This window comes from Streptococcus sp. CF10-1 (assembly GCF_024295825.1).
Taxonomy (GTDB): Bacteria; Bacillota; Bacilli; order Lactobacillales; family Streptococcaceae; genus Streptococcus.
Genome location: NZ_JANCPQ010000003.1, coordinates 25270 through 41984, shown reverse-complemented (window position 1 = coordinate 41984; position 16715 = coordinate 25270). Strand labels below are relative to the sequence as shown.

Here is a 16715-nt window from a genome sequence, read left to right as displayed (position 1 = left end):
AAGTCATGGATGATTTAAAAATACCACCTCATGATTTAGTGGCTGAACAATCTGTTCTGGGAGCGGTATTTATCGCACCCGACACAATCATTTCGCTGGCAGATGAATTGGTCCCTGATGATTTTTATAAACCAGCTAACAAGATTGTTTTTAAAACAATGTTGTCATTACTTGAAAAGAGTGAGCCAATCGATGCTACGACTATGGTGTCTGCTCTAACTAATCAGGGAGATATTTCAAAAATAGGGGGCATGAACTATGTTGTCGAATTAGTGAACTCCACACCAACTTCCAAAAACGTGGAGTACTACGCTAAGCTCGTAAAAGAAAAGGCTACGCTCCGAAAGGTAATCACTGATTTGTCAGAGTCTCTTTCTAGCGCATATCAAGGAGATGTATCAATCAGTGACATTATCTCAAAGACTGAAAAGTCAATGCTTGATATCAGCAATCAGAATACAGGCACAGGATTTCGTAATGTGGCCGATATCCTTGATACACACATGCAGATAGTCGAAACTCGCTCACAGACAGATGGATTCGTGACTGGTCTATCTACTGGCTTTGTCGGATTGGATAAGATTACAACAGGCCTTCATGAAGGGAATCTTATCATTCTTGCTGCTCGTCCAGCTATGGGGAAGACGGCATTGGCTCTTAATATCGCTAAGCATGTGGCTACGATGGAAAGAAAGCCTGCTGTCATCTTCTCACTTGAAATGGGAGCAGAGGAATTGATTGAGCGTATGGTGGCATCTGAGGGTATGGTTCCAAGTTATCATTTGAAGACTGGGAATCTTAGTACCGATGAGTGGAAAAGACTTGTACATGCACAAAATAATCTCTATGATGCGCCTATTTTCGTGGATGATACTGCTGGTATTCGGATTTCAGAGATACGGTCAAAGGCTCGAAAACTCGCCCAAGAAATGGGCGGTCTGGGTGTCATCATCATTGACTACTTGCAGCTGATAACTGGGGCAAAGGGCGAGAATCGTCAGCAGATCGTTTCAGAGATTTCAAGGGAATTGAAGATACTTGCTAAAGATTTGAAAGTACCTGTCATTGCCTTGTCACAGTTAAGTCGTGCAGTTGAACAGAGACAGGACAAGCGCCCAATGCTGGCAGACTTGCGAGAGTCAGGCTCTATTGAGCAAGATGCTGATATTGTAGCGTTCTTGTATCGTGATGCCTACTATCAGAAAGAGCAGGCAGATAGTCAGGAAGCAAACAACGTAACAGAACTGATCCTGGAAAAGAATCGGCATGGTAGTCTAGGGACAGTGAAGTTGTATTTTCACAAAGAATACACAAAATTTTCAAGTGTGGAGGGGTAGATGGCAGAAAGAAGAATGGTCAGCAAGACCATAATGCAAACACAAAAATTTTTAAGACTGCCACTTGAAACTCAGGCATTGTATGTTCATTTAGTCATCAATTCAGATGATGACGGAATTGTCGAAGCATTTCCAGTCGTTAGAATGATTGGTGCCAGTGAGGATAGTTTAGGCCTATTAGTTATCAAGCAGTTTATAAAACCACTTAATCAAGACATGGTCTATTTCATTACGGATTTTAACGAACAAAATAAAATTAGACCAGATAGACACAAGCCTAGTATACACAGGAATTTAGCTATTCAACAACTTGGATTAGAAGTTGATGGAAGTAGATTGGTTGAGCCTGGAAAGGCAGTTCTAGAGCTTACTGAAGAAGGTCAGGCAGTTGACGGACAAGTGACGGACAAATGTCCGCATAGTATAGGTGAGGGTAGTATAGGTAAGGGTAGTATAGATAATATCCCTTACAAAGAAATTATCGATTATCTAAATTCAAAGACTGGAAAGAAATATAGAGATAATGTTCAGAAGAACAAATCTCTAATTAAAGCTAGATGGTCTGAAGGATATAGACTAGAAGACTTTAAACAAGTGATCGATAATATGGTTACGGATTGGTCAGGTACGAAGTATGCGAAATACTTGCGACCAGAGACTCTCTTCGGAACGAAGTTCGATGGTTATTTGAATCAAGGGAATATTGTTAATCGTGAAAAGAAAACAGACGAAAGGCTAGGTTTTTAGATGAAACAGTTTAAACAATTCAGAACCAGAACAGTTCTTGATGATGTCTGTGAAATCCATGGATGCCATCTTTGGTCTGTTAAAATTCCTATCAAGGGAAATATTGAGGAAATCAGTCAATGTCCTGAATGCGAGAAAGAGAATATCCGACGCTTTGAAAAGCAACTAAATATGGAATCCGAGGTCAAAAGTAAACTATCGGATACTTACGAAGTCTTTGCTCGTGACAGTATCGTTTCAAGTAAGCTGGCCAGCAAGTCGCTACATGACTATGAGATTCAGGTTGATATTGATGAAAAGGCTATGAATTTTGTGAAGCGGTTGGAACGTGAGTATGCCAAAGGTACGGTTGGGAATGCTATCATCACTGGTCCGTCTGGTGTTGGTAAGAGTCATCTGACCTATGGCTTTGCTAGATTTCTCAATGAGCAATTTAAGTCTTATGATGAGCCGAAAAGCGTGTTATTCGTTTCAGTTGTGGCTTTGTTTGACAAAATCCGTGAAAGCTTTGAGTTTGACAATGGCTATTCAGAAGCTAAGATGGTCAAGCTATTGTCTGAGGTTGATTTTCTTTTCTTGGATGACCTTGGGAAAGAGAGTCGCAAGGCTGACACGAAGCGGAACGAGTGGGCGCATCAGATATTGTTCAAGATCCTGGATAATCGGACCAATACGATTATCAACACGAATCTGTCTAGTGAAGAGATTAAAGAGCTTTACTCGGACGATTTCGGGAATGGTGCTTTATCCAGTCGAATTTTCGAGGGAGCAACTGGCAGGTGCTTTGTGTATCCGTCTGGGATGAAGGACAGGAGGTATTGATGGAAGATATACGGATACTAGATGCGTGCTGTGGATCTCGAATGTTTTGGTTTGATAAAAAAGAACCACATACGACATACATGGATAGACGTGAAGAAGAATTTGAAATTCACAAAAAGAAAATCAATGTAAAACCAGATATTGTTGCAGATTTTCGAGATATGCCATTTGACGACGAAACATTTAATCTTGTGGTATTTGATCCACCTCATCTTCTATGGGCTGGTCAGAAATCATTCATGCGTGCTCAATACGGACAACTAGATTTACTGACTTGGAGGTTAGATTTACAACAAGGTTTTGAAGAATGTTTTAGAGTCTTGAAAACAGGTGGAACACTTATTTTTAAGTGGTCTGATGCTCAAGTAAATGTTAAAGAAATTTTGGAATTGGTTCCGCATCAACCACTTTTTGGGCAACAGCGTGGAACAACTCACTGGATGGCTTTTATGAAATTTTAGGAGGTATTGATGTTAAATCTTTACTTCGTCTACAATGGGCACTGCAAGTTTTTTCTTGGAAGTTTTAACAATGTGGATGAACTTATCGAACGGATGACTATCAGTGGGCTTTCTCAGGTATTACTAGACCAAGATTTCAGAAGCACATTGGAAAGCGGACAACACGATTCGACTATGGTGCTAAGGATTGTTACTATTTAGCAACTTTTTCAGAAGGAGAAGAAAATGATTGAATTTATTAAAGAATTTGGAATAACTTTTCTGTGCTTTTTTATCGGTTACTCAGTTGTGGAATGTGCGATAGGAAAGGAAAAGAAAGATGATCAATAATGTTACGTTGGTGGGTCGCTTGACTCGTGACCCTGAGTTGCGATACACACCATCAAATGTTGCAGTTGCGACATTCAGTTTGGCAGTGAATCGCAATTTTAAGAATCAGGCTGGTGATCGTGAAGCTGATTTTATCAGTTGCATCATGTGGCGCCAGCAAGCTGAAAATTTCTCAAACTGGTGCAAAAAAGGGAACCTGGTAGGAATCACAGGGCGCATCCAGACTCGTAGCTATGATAATCAGCAAGGACAACGTGTCTATGTGACAGAAGTGGTAGCTGAAAGTTTTCAAACACTTGAAAAGAAGGATAATTCTGCGAATCAGTCAAGCATGGAAAACCAGATGCCACCAAGTTTTGGAGCAAGTGATCCGATGGATATTTCAGATGATGGGTTGCCGTTTTAAGGAGTTGTGAAGGATGAAAAGAAAAAACTATATTATTTTTATCAGGCATTTTAAAAGAATAAAAGATTTAGTAGATTTTTATGAATATATTGCAGACTCAAAAGTTTGTGGAATTGCTATTTATTTATTTTTAATCATTTGTTCACCTTTCATCGCTTTGCTATTTCCAATCGCATACATAGAGCATTGTTTTTATAAAAAAAGATTTATTAGACAATGCGTTGAATACGACTGGTGTTCAAAGGAATATCTTGAAGAGGTTGTTGATATCAGAAAAATTGAAAGTGAGGAATTTTAATGAACATTCAGGGACTAATTGAGCGATACGAAAAATTTAAAGCTAGCAAGAAAAAAATGACCTCGGTTGATTTGATTTTGAAAGACTTACGGTCTTTAGACGAACCAGAACCGTTGCCGTTCAAGTTAAAAGATGTCGTTCGTCGAATCAGAGGGTTTGATCCGACGACACAGACTAGATGGCTTAATGAAATCTTTAAAGAATTAGGGGACGACTACGGTTCGATGAAATATCGTAGTGGTTACGAGCAAGGTAAACTTGAGGGAGAGTGGGTTGGTAATCAATTGAAAGATGCTGATAAGATTCGGCAAGAATTGAATAAAGTGCTTCTACCTAATTTTATGGATGATTGGATTTTCGAATGCCAACTTTTAAAAAATTTTAGTTTGCGTGATGCACTAGATAGTAACACAATCCATCTCTACGCTAAAAAAAGCGAATTCGTGAAGAAATGGCTTAATGACAAAAACAACCAAGAACTTTTCGCTCGAGCGTGGATGACTGACTATGAGGCCGAGAAAGAGCCAAAATACAAAGTCAAGTTAAAAAATACAGATGATTATCTAAATCAAACAGAAACTGGATTCCACTTTTTTAACAATGGGAAAAACAACGAAAAATTTACACGAAAGGAACTGGAATATTCTGGTTTTGGTGAAGTGTTTAATAGTCCACTATTTGAAGTGGAGGAGGTGGAGTGATGGTAATCAAAAATTACAAATATGATTATTCAGGTGGCAAAATCTACTACAAAATTGATGTTGATGGCTATGAACAAGCCATGGAACACACAAAGACAGAATACGGAAGTGTACAAAGAAATGATATTGATGATTTCTTAAGTACGGTTGAGGAATACGACTTTCAAGAAGCTGAGATGATTGAAGCATTCGTTGACTTTCAAAATGATTTGCTCTTATATGGAATTGGTTTTGAATTGAGAAATGAGGTCACGAGATGAAACGACCTGAACGACACCCATCTAAATACTTCATTCCTGAACTGATTGAAGATGAAGATATTATCTTTAACAAAGATAGCGATTATCAGAAGCAGAAGAAAAAAGAAAAGAAGAATCCTATTTTCAAAAGAAATAAGCCCCGAAATAGATGGGCGCTTTAAGGAGGTCACAGATTGAAAAGATTTATCGCAATATGGATTTTATTGTCTGCTGGATTGAACATCTGGCAGAGTATCCATATTAAGAAATTAGAAGAAAAGCGCCCTATTGTAATCTACAAAGCAGATAATCAAGGCGCAGAAATCAAAGGCAGAGTCGTCTACAAGGAGCAGATTGGCGACCTGTACACTGTTACAGTGCAAAATTACGGAATATTCGTAGTTACTCAAACAAACTACGAATCTCTAAAAATAGGAGATGAGGTAAGATTGTAATGACAAAGTACAAGAAACCAACTTACATCATCATTCAAGAAGCAATGGCAGAGCGCATTAGATTTCTGGAAGATGAACTGTATGAAAGGGCCTATAAGGATATTGAGAAACTAGAAGCTCAAAATGATTTCTTAAAAGGTCTTTGTAACAATCAACTTGAAATCATCATGGATTACGAATGGAAGCAGATGCAAGAGCAGGCTACATTCATAAAAGCTAATACTAGAAAGTGGAGAGCAAGATGCAGCTGAGATTGAAAGAACTTAGAGAGGACCTATGTATCTCTGTCAAAGATATGGCCAGAGATACAGGTGTCTCCCAAAACACAATTCATTTGTATGAACGTGGTGGATATCCGTCTATTAAACAAATTGAAATGATTGCTAAAACCTATAATGTAAACCCTGCGTGGCTTGTTGGGTGGATAGATGATGAAATGATGCCTGAAGTTCAGGTCGTTGAGAAGGTTGTCTATAAAGAAAGTCCAACAGCAAGATTGCCAGATTATTTTAACAATAATAACGATGGCAAGCTTATCAAGTGGAAGCAATCACGAAGATATTGACGGAAGAATTACTCGAGATAGAAACGAGGTGAGCAATGCCCTTCTTTCCTGATATAAATGAAGCCAAAACAAAAGAAAATGCCAAGAAAATTTTAAAAGGATATCCTCGATGGCGTCGTGTGGCCAATGACACTGAAGGTCAGAGAGTAACGACAACCTACTCATTCATGCCTAGAAACCCGTCAAGTGGAAGAAATAGTCAAGTTGAGAAGTTAGCTATACGGAAAGTTGATGCAGAACTTGAGCTGGATGCAATTGAACAAGCAGTTAGTAACTTACACGATCCTTTATATCGTAGGATACTTTTTGAAAAGTATCTTCAATGGGATTGCAAGAAAGATGAAGTAATTTCTAGGGATTTAGCAATTTCAGAAAGTTCATACTATGATATTTTGGAGAAAGCTTTGATGGCATTTGCAGAGTTATACCGCAATGGTGAACAGGTTGAGATTTTGGAGTGAATTCGGAGTTTTTTTGGAGTAAATTCGGAGTAAGTTCGGAGTGGATATATGATTTTATGTGCTAAAATTATATTATGAAATAATTGTAAAGGCAGGCACACCCTGTCTTTTTCTTTGAGTTTGGAGGTGATATCGTGAAAAAAGTAGAACCTATTCGTGAACTTGATGACATTGAACGGATGAAAGACTTTTTAAAATCAAAGAGTGAGCGAAACTATGTCCTAATCATGTGCGGTCTGTATTCTGGAATGCGCATCAGCGATATTATACCTCTCCAAGTGAAACAAGTGACAGGCGATAGAATCGAGGTTACTGAAAAGAAAACTGGTAAGGTCAAGCGATTTGCTATCAACCCTGAATTAAGAAAAGCTTTAAGTCACTACATTAAAACAAATGACCTTAAAGATTATGATTACCTATTTCCAAGTAAGAAAAAAGTTAGGACAGACGGAGTAAGAATCGTTCATATTGGAAGAGTTGCAGCTTATCAAATATTAAAGCAAGCAGCTGAACATGTTGGCCTTAAAAACATTGGGACTCACTCAATGAGAAAATCATTTGGTTATCATCATTACAGAAAAAATCAAAATGTAGCGATCTTGATGGAATTATTTAATCATTCATCTCCAGATATCACACTTGATTATATAGGTATTAAGCAGGATGAATTAGATGATTCAATGATGAATTTTAGCTATTAAATGACTATTTATTTTACATATTGAGAAAAAGTAAATCAGTTTTTAATGAAACAGATGTAAGCACTTGCTACAGTTGACTTTTAAGAATGTTAGTTTTATTTAACAGAATATAAGATATGTTAAATATACGAGGGTGTTAGAGACTGAAAAAACTCCCCCCTACATCATAAAAATTTAGCCCCCCACTACTTACTAAAAAGAAAGGACCCTCCTAGATGAATACCCCAAAGGACAGACCGGACCGGAGTGGTCCTCACAGAGTTGCTTTTGAAAAGAATAAAAATATTATTCTCAAAACAAGAAATACTTGTGGGATTTGTGGACTACCAGTTGACAAATCCTTGAGGTACCCACATCCATTAAGTCCGGTCATTGATCACATTATTCCAATCAATCGCAACGGTCATCCATCAGATATTCAAAACTTGCAGTTAGCCCACTGGCAATGCAACAGACAGAAGTCTGATAAGTTATATGCTGACGATAGGTCAGCCAATGCTACTGTTGTAGGAAATCGCAACCTGCCACAGTCAAGAGATTGGACAAAGTACAGAGCTTGAAGAATCCAAAAAAGAAAAATTATATTATTTTTTAAAAATATCAAAAATAATAATGAATGCTTAGAATTTGAAAAAATAACAGATATGTGTGAAGTAAGTCCTAGCAGAGGATAGGGGGGTATCCCCCTCCCACTAGGCGCTCGAGGGCTTCACGCCGTCACTGTACATTTTTTCTCGCGCCAAAACCTAGAAATAGAAGGAGAATGACTTGGAATTAAGAGGAATTGATTATCTGAGGAGGAAACTTGCATCTTGTAGGTCAAGGGTCAATCTGAGATATAAGCATTATGCTATGCAGCATCAGGAAGCGCCAATAGGAATCACGATTCCTCCAAATGTCAGAGCACAGTACAGGGCGACCTTGGGGTGGACTGCTAAAGGTGTGGATAGTCTTGCTGATCGTCTGGTTTTTCGGGAATTTGGAGATGATGTTTTCAATGTCACGAAAATCTTTGATCGCAATAACCCAGATATCTTTTTTGACAGTGCCATTTTAGCTGCGCTGATTGGTTCGTGTTGCTTCATCTATATTTCAAAAGGGGAAGATGATGAGGTTCGCTTGCAGGTAATCGAAGCTAGCAATGCAACCGGGGTGATTGATCCTATAACTGGTCTTCTTGTGGAAGGTTATGCGGTGCTGGCTCGTGATGATTATGGTCAGGCAACTTTAGAAGCTTACTTTGAGTCAAATGCAACGCATTTCATTCCAAAGGATGGTGACCCCTACTCAATCAGCAATCCGACGAATATTCCACTGTTGGTTCCTGTGATCCATCGTCCTGATGCGGTAAGACCGTTTGGTCGTAGTCGTATCACGAGAGCTGGCATGTATTATCAGAAATATGCTAAGCGGACCTTGGAAAGAGCAGACATCACAGCGGAATTTTATTCATGGCCTCAAAAGTATATTCTAGGGCTAGATCCTGATGCAGAACCTTTGGAAAAATGGCAAGCGACAGTATCAAGTCTGTTGACGATTTCGGCAAGTGACAATGGGGAAAAGCCAAACGTTGGCCAGTTTAGCACTGCTAGCATGTCGCCTTTTACGGAGCAACTGAGGACGGCTGCTGCTGGCTTTGCTGGGGAAATGGGCTTGACCTTGGATGACCTTGGATTTGTGTCTGATAATCCATCATCAGTAGAAGCCATCAAGGCGAGTCACGAGAATCTTCGCCTTGCTGGGCGGAAGGCTCAGCGGTCGCTAGGAGCAGGTTTCCTGAATGTGGCCTATGTGGCTACTTGTTTGCAAGATGATTTTCAGTATGCTCGCAGTCAATTTGTGAAAACGAAAGTGAAGTGGGAGCCGTTATTTGAAGCAGATGCCAATATGTTGACGATGATTGGTGATGGTGCTATCAAGCTTAATCAGGCTGTGCCTGGTTACGTGGATGGTGAGACTATCAGAGACTTGACAGGTATCAAGGGTGCTGAAAATACTGCCCCTGCCCCGATTGAGAAAGAGGTAAATGATGGTCAAGGATATCGTGCCGGACTTGTTGACGAAAATTCAGACGGAATTTGAGGAGGCGAGACTTGATAGCGAGGTGCTGAAGTCTCTCTTGTCAAAATTACAATCTAAGTCAGCTGGCTATCTGGATGCGAATGAGTATGCTATCGAGTTAGGGGAGATTCTTTCTAAGGCTCTGAGAGGCTCTATAAGCTCCTCTAATCTGCCAGATGGTAAAATGTACTACAATATCGCTAAAAGGCTGCTGACGGAGACGCTGGGGCGGAATTTCGAGCTAATAAGTGGCTATGCTCAGCAAGTTCAGAAGAACTTGAACGAGGAGGCTAGGATAGGGCTAAAAGTTCAAGTTCCTGAACTAAATCAAGATAGGATAGCTGGTTTGGTCAATCGGATTTCCAGTGAAGCTGAGTTTAGTCAGATTGCTTGGATTTTAAAAGAGCCGATTGTCAATTTTAGCCAGAGCATTATTGATGATACCATTCAGAAAAATGCGGAATTGCAGAAGAAAGTCGGGCTGGCTCCAGTCATTGAACGACATTCTACGGGACATTGTTGTGACTGGTGTCAGTCGCTGGTTGGTAAATACTTGTACGGTGAAGAGCCCCCAGGATTTTATCGAAGGCATCAACGTTGTCAATGCACCATTGATTATCATCCAAAAAATGGGAAGCAGCAAAACTCTTGGTCTAAAAAGTGGTCAAAAGAAAGCGCTGATGTCCTTGAACGACGCAAACAGCAGAATATTGATGTGCGTGATAATAACCGAAAGGTAGATATCCGAGAGTACAAGAAAATCGTTGAAGTTTTGGGGCCGCAAAATGCACCTATTTCTCTAGCAAAGTTTCAGGAGTTGAAGTATAATGATAGTGAAAGATATGAGCGCTTAAAAGATGTAGTTTATATCCAAGAAAAATTCAAAAATGGAACATGGTTGGATAAAATCAACCATGAAAAACAAGCTAGACATATTCAGTCAACCTCTCCATCTGGAAAGAGCTATTTTTACGATGATGTAGATGTCAATGCTTTGTATGACAAGTACAAGATGACAGGATTTTTAGAAACAAATAGAAAAGGCGCTCAAACTAGCAATGAAAAGGTTGATTTGTTTGAAGATAGGCCGTTGGGAATTGATGTTTATACTGGTAAGCCAGTAAATGCTATGACAATCAAATATAGCAAAACTGGCGCACACTTGATACCGACATATTACGAAAGGGGAGACTGATGGAACTTAGAAAATTTAATAACAAGGTTGTCAGAATCACCGATATTGACGGCCAAACATTTGAAGGCATCTGTCTTTATGAGGACAAGGATGTCTATGATGAAGAATATGATGGGTTGTCCGTTCAGTCGGGAACCCGATGGACAAAACTTTTTGAGAACGAAATCAAGGAAGTTGAAATTATAGCATAAGCACGTTGACAGTGGTCAGGGTGCTTTTCTTATGCTCAGAAAGGAAATTTTGATGAACAAATACAAAAAATTGATAGGATTGATTGAAGATAACAATCTGGAGATACAGTCCTCTAAATGTTACGACCAACAGAGCGCTTGGCATGGTGAGGAGTTATGGATTGTTGATAAGAAAAACAAAAATAAAATTTTTGATTTGTCACTTAATGGCTATTGTTTCAATGACAATTCTGTCGAGAAAGCTATTGAAGAAGTCGAGAAGTATCTATTATTGCAAAAAATGGATACATTTGATGATTTCAAAAAATGGGTGGAAAAGAATTCAAAGCATCAAAAGAATGCATAAGTCGAAGAGCTGGAGTATCTGAATATTTTAGATACTATTTGGCGGCGCTTACATCTCCCAGCGATAGGGTTATCATGCGATGACGATTGAAAGGAATGTGGAATGGCTAGGAAGAAACTTGGCAATCAGAATCCTACTCAATCGGTGATTTTAAAATACGTCAAGAAAAATTCAAAAGCTAAAGAAGCGATTGAACTTTACGAGCGGACTGGTCTTTCTTGCTATGCTTGGCAAAAGAATCTTTTGCTGCCTATGATGGCTGTTGACAAGAACGGTCTTTGGGTGCATCAGAAGTTTGGTTACTCTATTCCTCGTCGTAATGGGAAATCTGAAATTCTTTATATTCTTGAAATTTGGGGTTTGCATAAGGGATTGAATATCCTGCATACGGCTCACCGGATTTCTACATCCCATTCCTCTTTTGAAAAGGTCAAGCGATACCTTGAGAAAATGGGGTATGTGGATGGTGAGGATTTCAATTCCATTCGAGCCAAGGGGCAGGAAAGAATCGAGCTTTATTCTACTGGTGGTGTTGTCCAATTTCGTACCAGAACATCAAATGGTGGTCTTGGTGAGGGATTTGACATGCTGATCATTGACGAGGCTCAAGAGTACACGACTGAGCAAGAATCTGCTTTGAAGTACACAGTGACGGATAGTGCAAATCCTATCACAATCATGTGTGGGACACCTCCGACCCCTGTATCAAGCGGTACGGTCTTTACTAAGTACCGTGAGACTTGTCTTTTCGGTAAAGGGAAGTATTCGGGCTGGGCTGAGTGGTCGGTTTCTGACGAAAAGGAAATTGACGATGTGGAAGCTTGGTATAATTCCAATCCATCTATGGGCTACCACTTAAATGAGCGTAAAATTGAAGCAGAGCTTGGTGAGGATAAGCTAGACCATAATATCCAACGTTTGGGATTTTGGCCGACCTACAACCAGAAATCTGCTATTTCTGAGACGGAGTGGAATGAGCTCAAGGTAGATGATGTTCCAGAATTATCTGGCAAGTTGTCTGTTGGTATTAAGTACGGTCAAGATGGAACGAACGTGGCATTGAGTATTGCTGCACGGACTAAGGATGGTCGTTACTTTGTTGAGACAGTCGATTGCCAATCTGTTCGTAATGGAAATGAGTGGATGGTTGCCTTTTTGCGTCAAGCCGATGTGGCTCAAATTGTCATTGATGGCGCAAGTGGTCAAAAGATCCTGGACGAAGAGTTGAAGGACTACAGAATCAAGAATGTGATTCTGCCGACGGTGAAGGAAATCATCGTGGCCAATGCTCTTTGGGAACAAGGAATCTATCAGAAAACCATCTGTCACGCTGGCCAGCCATCGCTGTCTAAAGTAGCTACTAACTGCGATAAGCGGAATATTGGCTCAAATGGTGGATTTGGCTACCGATCGCACTTTGACGACATGGAGATTTCTTTGATGGATAGTGCATTGCTTGCGCACTGGGCTTGTGCTACAACTAAGCCTAAGAAAAAGCAAAAAATCAGTTATTAAAATAAGCGGTCTTGTGACTGCATTTTTTGATGCCCAAAAATTACCGAACTGCCGGGGAAGCAGGAGAAAGGAGACATGAGAATGTCAGATTTTAAACCGATCACAACACAAGAAGAATTTGATGCTGCTATTAAGGCTCGTTTATCTCGGGAGAAAGAGAAGTATGCCGACTATGACCAGCTTAAATCTCTTGTTGAAGACTTGAAAAAAGAAAATGTTGATTTGAAGTCAACAATTGAAGCTAATCGTCAAAGTAAGGCGGATGCTGACAAGCAACTTGAAGAGATGCAGAATCAAATCTCTAATTATGAGACGGCTAGTCTGCGAACTAGGATTGCTTTGCAACATGGATTGCCTTACGACCTTGCAGATCGTTTGCAGGGAACTGATGAAGAAAGCTTCAAGGCAGATGCAGAGCGCTTGGCTGGGTTTATGAAACCAGTGAGCAAAGTAGCACCAGTAAAATCAACTGAACCAATTGTCCCTAAAGAGGATGATGACAGAGCCATGGTTAGAAACTTGGTTCAAAGTTTAAATATCGAAGATTAAAGGAGAAAAAATATGTCAGAAGCTCAACTTTCAAAAGGAAATCTATTTGATCCAGAACTTGTAACAAAGGTAATCAACAAGGTGAAGGGTCATTCGTCAATCGCTAAGCTATCACCCCAAAAGCCTATTCCGTTTAATGGACAAAAAGAGTTCATTTTCGATTTCGATTCTGATATCGATATTGTAGCAGAAAACGGCAAAAAGACTCACGGTGGTGTGAGCCTCGAACCTGTAACTATTGTGCCACTCAAAATTGAATATGGCGCTCGAGTATCTGATGAGTTTTTGCATGCTTCTGAAGAAGCAAAAGTTGACATGCTCACTGATTATGTTGAAGGTTTTTCTAAAAAATTAGCTCGTGGTCTTGATATCATGAGTATTCATGGTATTAATCCACGAACAAAACAAGCCTCCACAATTATTGGTGATAATTGCTTTGATAAAAAAGTTACTCAGACAGTTACTTTCAAGGAAAATAACCCAGATGAAAGCATGGAAGATGCAGTTGGTATGATTGATGGTTCAGAACGCGATATCACTGGAGCAATTTTGGACCCTATCTTCACTACAGCACTTTCAAAAATGAAAAATGCTGAGGGTGGGAAATTGTATCCTGAATTGGCATGGGGCGGTGTGCCTGATGCAATCAATGGATTGACAGTAGATAAAAACCGCACTGTATCATACTCACAAACAGATCCTAAAAATACAGCGATTGTTGGGGACTTTGAAACAATGTTCAAATGGGGCTATGCGAAAGAAGTTCCGATGGAAATCATCAAGTATGGTGATCCTGACAACAGCGGTCGCGACCTTAAAGGGTATAACCAGATTTATATCCGTTGCGAAGCATACCTCGGATGGGGCATCATGGACGCTGCTAGTTTCGCTCGTATTGTGAAAACGGGAGGTTAATCATGGCTGAGTATGTAAACCAAAAGACAGGAGCAACAATCAACACTAACACAGAAATTTCTGGAGGTGATTGGGTTCCAATTGAAGCATACAAACCTTTGGACTCATTGACTAACGCAGCGTTGAAAGAAATCCTTGATGAAAAAGGGATTACTTATGATAATCGCGCCACAAAACCTGAATTGATTTCACTGATTGAACAAGCTGACACTGAAGTTCAGTAGTCGCTTGAATGGAGGTAGAAATGGAAAACTTTGCAACAGTGGAAGATTTGAAAAAATTGTGGCGAGCGTTGAAATTCGATGAGGAAAAACGAGCCGAGGAGCTGTTGGAAGTTGTTTCTCATTCTCTTCGTATTGAAGCTAAAAAAGTTGGCAAAGATTTAGATGGGTTGGTGGCTACTGATCCATCTTTTGCCATGGTCGTTAAGTCCGTCACGGTTGATGTGGTAGCTCGCACCTTGATGACCTCTACTGATCAGGAACCAATGACTCAAATGGCTGAGTCTGCTTTAGGATATTCCTTCAGTGGTTCTTATCTAGTCCCTGGCGGTGGTCTCTTTATTAAGGACTCTGAGTTGAAACGTCTGGGGCTTAAAAAGCAAAGATATGGGGTGATTGATATCTATGGGACGGATTAAAGGAATTACTGTAACTTTGATTGGGAAAACTAAGACTGGAAAGGATGACTTTGGACATCAAATCTACGAGAATTCTGAAATTCAAGTAGATAATGTCCTGGTTGTTCCAGCTTCGACAGAAGATGTCACTACTCAGCTCAGTCTGACCGGGAAGAAGGCTTCTTATACGCTAGGAATCCCAAAAGGCGACCAGAACGAGTGGAAAGACCGTGAAGTTCGTTTCTTTGGGCGTAAATGGCGCACGATTGGCATTCCCTTAGAAGGCATTGAAGCCATGATGCCTCTGGAATGGAACAAGAAAGTGATGGTTGAAGCGTATGAGTAATTTCAAAGTCAAGCTTATCAGTGCGGGTGTAGGAGCCCTTTTGAAATCCAAAGAGATTCAGGACATTCTGAACAAAGAAGCGACAGTCATCAAAAAAAGATGTGGCCCTGGTTATGAACAAGATAGCCACGTTGGTAAGACAAGGGCAAATGCTATGATTTATCCAGCAACGCGAAAAGCGAAGAGGGATAATTTGAAAAATAACACTTTGTTGAAGGCGGTGCATTAGATGATTGAAATTATTATCAAGAAATATCTTGACGGTCATTTAGATGTACCGTCATTTTTTGAGCATGAAGCTGAAGCTCCCGATAGCTTTGTCATTATTCAAAAGACAGGTGGAAAGGAGCGTAATCACTCTAGTAGTGCGACCTTTGCTTTTCAAAGTTATGGTCCAACTATGCAGAAGGCAGCAGAGCTTAATGTGAAAGTGAAAAGTGCTGTGAAGGGATTGATTGAATTAGATTCAATCTGTGGTGTCCACCTGAACAGTGATTACAATTTTACGGACACTGAAACAAAACAATATCGATATCAAGCTGTATTTGATATTAACTTTTTTTAAAAAGGAGAAATTAAATGGGAAAAGAAGCAAATGTAACGACTGCAAAACCTAAAATCGGAGGTGCGGTTTATTCTGCCCCTCTTGGAACGCCGCTGCCGACAGACGCAACAACAAAGTTAGATCAGGCGTTTGAAGCACTAGGTTATATTTCAGAAGACGGTATGACCAACAGTAACTCGCCAGAGTCAGAAAATATCAAAGCTTGGGGCGGTGTCGTTGTAAGCTCAGTTCAAAAGGAAAAAACAGACACATTCAAATATATGCTTATTGAAGCATTGAATCTACATGTTTTGAATGAAGTGTATGGACCAGATAATGTATCTGGGGATTTGTCATCAGGAATTACGATTAAGGCAAACTCAAAAGAATTGCCACATCACTGTCTGGTAATCGAAACAGTTCTAAAAGGTGGTGTACTTAAACGTATTGTTATCCCTTCAGGAAAGGTAACTTCCATTGATGAAATCACTTATAACGATGGAAGTGTTCTTGGATATGGTACGACAGTAACTGCCTTCCCTAACGCTGCTGACGACACACACTATGAATACATCAAAGGAGCTTAATCATGTCAAAACAAAATCGTAAAAGGAAAAATAAAGGAGCTGCGCCACAAATTAAAACAATCCGTGGTGTGACTTCGACTGGATTTGCTTTTGAAATTACAAAAGAGCGCTTGGAAAACTATGAGTTGCTTGAAGCCATCGCTGAAGTAGATACAAATCCGGCAGTTTTACCAAAAGTAGTACAACTCATGCTTGGTAACAAATCAGAAGATTTGAAAAACCATGTGCGGACTGCTGCTGGAATTGTTCCTTTGGATAAAATGGGAGCAGAAATTAGTGAGATCTTTTCAAGTCAGAATCAGTTAAAAAAATAGCGCTCCTTGC

The 16715-nt window shown here is 39.9% G+C and carries 29 protein-coding genes and 1 pseudogene; all 30 read left to right on the top strand.

Annotated elements, in window-relative coordinates; genetic code table 11:
* The first annotated feature begins 5 nt into the window (after positions 1-5).
* The 30 genes and pseudogenes from dnaB to NMM25_RS04685 all read left to right on the top strand — a co-directional run bounded on the left by dnaB (position 6) and on the right by NMM25_RS04685 (position 16705).
* The gene (gene dnaB, locus NMM25_RS04830) at positions 6-1337 is read left to right on the top strand and encodes a replicative DNA helicase (RefSeq protein WP_254736138.1); all 1332 of its coding nucleotides are present in this window, start codon (positions 6-8) and stop codon (positions 1335-1337) included.
* Positions 1338-2084 (top strand): conserved phage C-terminal domain-containing protein, encoded by a 747-nt coding sequence (locus NMM25_RS04825; RefSeq protein WP_254736137.1) that lies wholly within the window; start codon positions 1338-1340, stop codon positions 2082-2084.
* Entirely contained in the window at positions 2085-2906 is an 822-nt protein-coding gene (locus tag NMM25_RS04820; protein ID WP_254736136.1) for an ATP-binding protein, read from the top strand. It abuts the gene before it with no gap.
* Positions 2906-3367 carry a class I SAM-dependent methyltransferase gene (locus tag NMM25_RS04815; protein ID WP_223139827.1) on the top strand — a complete coding sequence of 154 codons (462 nt, stop codon included), beginning with the start codon at positions 2906-2908 and terminating at the stop codon, positions 3365-3367. The genes NMM25_RS04820 and NMM25_RS04815 overlap by 1 nt, the downstream gene beginning before the upstream one ends.
* Before the next feature lie 9 nt (positions 3368-3376).
* Positions 3377-3600 (top strand): annotated as a pseudogene (locus NMM25_RS04810) (hypothetical protein).
* Between the two features lie 86 nt (positions 3601-3686).
* Positions 3687-4103, top strand: coding sequence for a single-stranded DNA-binding protein (ssb, locus tag NMM25_RS04805; RefSeq protein WP_254736135.1), 417 nt, complete (start codon positions 3687-3689; stop codon positions 4101-4103).
* A 13-nt stretch (positions 4104-4116) separates the two neighbouring features.
* Positions 4117-4401 (top strand): hypothetical protein, encoded by a 285-nt coding sequence (locus tag NMM25_RS04800; RefSeq protein ID WP_124788199.1) that lies wholly within the window; start codon positions 4117-4119, stop codon positions 4399-4401.
* A complete protein-coding gene (locus tag NMM25_RS04795) occupies positions 4401-5102 on the top strand; it encodes a DUF1642 domain-containing protein (RefSeq protein ID WP_254736134.1) in 702 nt (233 codons plus the stop codon). Before NMM25_RS04800 ends, NMM25_RS04795 begins: the two co-directional genes overlap by 1 nt.
* A complete protein-coding gene (locus NMM25_RS04790) occupies positions 5102-5362 on the top strand; it encodes a hypothetical protein (protein ID WP_254736133.1) in 261 nt (86 codons plus the stop codon). The genes NMM25_RS04795 and NMM25_RS04790 overlap by 1 nt, the downstream gene beginning before the upstream one ends.
* Positions 5359-5523 carry a hypothetical protein gene (locus tag NMM25_RS04785; RefSeq protein ID WP_254736132.1) on the top strand — a complete coding sequence of 55 codons (165 nt, stop codon included), beginning with the start codon at positions 5359-5361 and terminating at the stop codon, positions 5521-5523. Before NMM25_RS04790 ends, NMM25_RS04785 begins: the two co-directional genes overlap by 4 nt.
* A 12-nt stretch (positions 5524-5535) precedes the next feature.
* Positions 5536-5796 (top strand): DUF1372 family protein, encoded by a 261-nt coding sequence (locus tag NMM25_RS04780; RefSeq protein WP_254736131.1) that lies wholly within the window; start codon positions 5536-5538, stop codon positions 5794-5796.
* A complete protein-coding gene (locus tag NMM25_RS04775) occupies positions 5796-6047 on the top strand; it encodes a hypothetical protein (RefSeq protein WP_254736130.1) in 252 nt (83 codons plus the stop codon). Before NMM25_RS04780 ends, NMM25_RS04775 begins: the two co-directional genes overlap by 1 nt.
* Complete coding sequence (locus tag NMM25_RS04770) at positions 6038-6361, top strand: helix-turn-helix domain-containing protein (RefSeq protein WP_254736129.1); 324 nt, start codon at positions 6038-6040, stop codon at positions 6359-6361. The genes NMM25_RS04775 and NMM25_RS04770 overlap by 10 nt, the downstream gene beginning before the upstream one ends.
* A 35-nt stretch (positions 6362-6396) precedes the next feature.
* Positions 6397-6822: an ArpU family phage packaging/lysis transcriptional regulator gene (locus NMM25_RS04765; protein ID WP_061087422.1), complete on the top strand. Its 426-nt coding sequence runs from the start codon at positions 6397-6399 to the stop codon at positions 6820-6822.
* Between the two features lie 134 nt (positions 6823-6956).
* On the top strand, positions 6957-7523 hold the full coding sequence (locus NMM25_RS04760) for a site-specific integrase (RefSeq protein WP_254736128.1): 567 nt from the start codon (positions 6957-6959) through the stop codon (positions 7521-7523).
* Positions 7524-7738: 215 nt separating this feature from the next.
* The gene (locus NMM25_RS04755) at positions 7739-8083 is read left to right on the top strand and encodes an HNH endonuclease signature motif containing protein (protein ID WP_254736127.1); all 345 of its coding nucleotides are present in this window, start codon (positions 7739-7741) and stop codon (positions 8081-8083) included.
* Between the two features lie 208 nt (positions 8084-8291).
* Positions 8292-9605 (top strand): hypothetical protein, encoded by a 1314-nt coding sequence (locus NMM25_RS04750; protein ID WP_254736126.1) that lies wholly within the window; start codon positions 8292-8294, stop codon positions 9603-9605.
* Complete coding sequence (locus NMM25_RS04745) at positions 9553-10779, top strand: polymorphic toxin type 50 domain-containing protein (RefSeq protein ID WP_254736125.1); 1227 nt, start codon at positions 9553-9555, stop codon at positions 10777-10779. Before NMM25_RS04750 ends, NMM25_RS04745 begins: the two co-directional genes overlap by 53 nt.
* Entirely contained in the window at positions 10779-10970 is a 192-nt protein-coding gene (locus NMM25_RS04740) for a hypothetical protein (RefSeq protein ID WP_254736124.1), read from the top strand. Before NMM25_RS04745 ends, NMM25_RS04740 begins: the two co-directional genes overlap by 1 nt.
* Before the next feature lie 52 nt (positions 10971-11022).
* The gene (locus NMM25_RS04735) at positions 11023-11316 is read left to right on the top strand and encodes a hypothetical protein (RefSeq protein WP_254736123.1); all 294 of its coding nucleotides are present in this window, start codon (positions 11023-11025) and stop codon (positions 11314-11316) included.
* A 102-nt stretch (positions 11317-11418) separates the two neighbouring features.
* Entirely contained in the window at positions 11419-12831 is a 1413-nt protein-coding gene (locus NMM25_RS04730) for a terminase (protein WP_254736122.1), read from the top strand.
* A gap of 81 nt (positions 12832-12912) precedes the next feature.
* The gene (locus NMM25_RS04725; RefSeq protein WP_254736121.1) at positions 12913-13380 is read left to right on the top strand and encodes a DUF4355 domain-containing protein; all 468 of its coding nucleotides are present in this window, start codon (positions 12913-12915) and stop codon (positions 13378-13380) included.
* Between the two features lie 12 nt (positions 13381-13392).
* Positions 13393-14295, top strand: a complete 903-nt coding sequence (locus NMM25_RS04720; RefSeq protein ID WP_254736120.1) for a phage major capsid protein — start codon at positions 13393-13395, stop codon at positions 14293-14295.
* A gap of 2 nt (positions 14296-14297) precedes the next feature.
* The gene (locus NMM25_RS04715) at positions 14298-14519 is read left to right on the top strand and encodes a HeH/LEM domain-containing protein (RefSeq protein ID WP_254736119.1); all 222 of its coding nucleotides are present in this window, start codon (positions 14298-14300) and stop codon (positions 14517-14519) included.
* A 20-nt stretch (positions 14520-14539) separates the two neighbouring features.
* Positions 14540-14935, top strand: coding sequence for a phage Gp19/Gp15/Gp42 family protein (locus NMM25_RS04710; protein ID WP_254736118.1), 396 nt, complete (start codon positions 14540-14542; stop codon positions 14933-14935).
* On the top strand, positions 14922-15260 hold the full coding sequence (locus NMM25_RS04705; RefSeq protein WP_254736117.1) for a hypothetical protein: 339 nt from the start codon (positions 14922-14924) through the stop codon (positions 15258-15260). The genes NMM25_RS04710 and NMM25_RS04705 overlap by 14 nt, the downstream gene beginning before the upstream one ends.
* A complete protein-coding gene (locus tag NMM25_RS04700) occupies positions 15253-15489 on the top strand; it encodes a hypothetical protein (protein ID WP_254736116.1) in 237 nt (78 codons plus the stop codon). The genes NMM25_RS04705 and NMM25_RS04700 overlap by 8 nt, the downstream gene beginning before the upstream one ends.
* Positions 15490-15825: a hypothetical protein gene (locus NMM25_RS04695; RefSeq protein ID WP_254736115.1), complete on the top strand. Its 336-nt coding sequence runs from the start codon at positions 15490-15492 to the stop codon at positions 15823-15825.
* A 14-nt stretch (positions 15826-15839) separates the two neighbouring features.
* Positions 15840-16391: a phage tail protein gene (locus tag NMM25_RS04690; protein ID WP_254736114.1), complete on the top strand. Its 552-nt coding sequence runs from the start codon at positions 15840-15842 to the stop codon at positions 16389-16391.
* A gap of 50 nt (positions 16392-16441) precedes the next feature.
* On the top strand, positions 16442-16705 hold the full coding sequence (locus tag NMM25_RS04685; protein ID WP_254736242.1) for a hypothetical protein: 264 nt from the start codon (positions 16442-16444) through the stop codon (positions 16703-16705).
* Positions 16706-16715 lie beyond the last annotated feature (10 nt).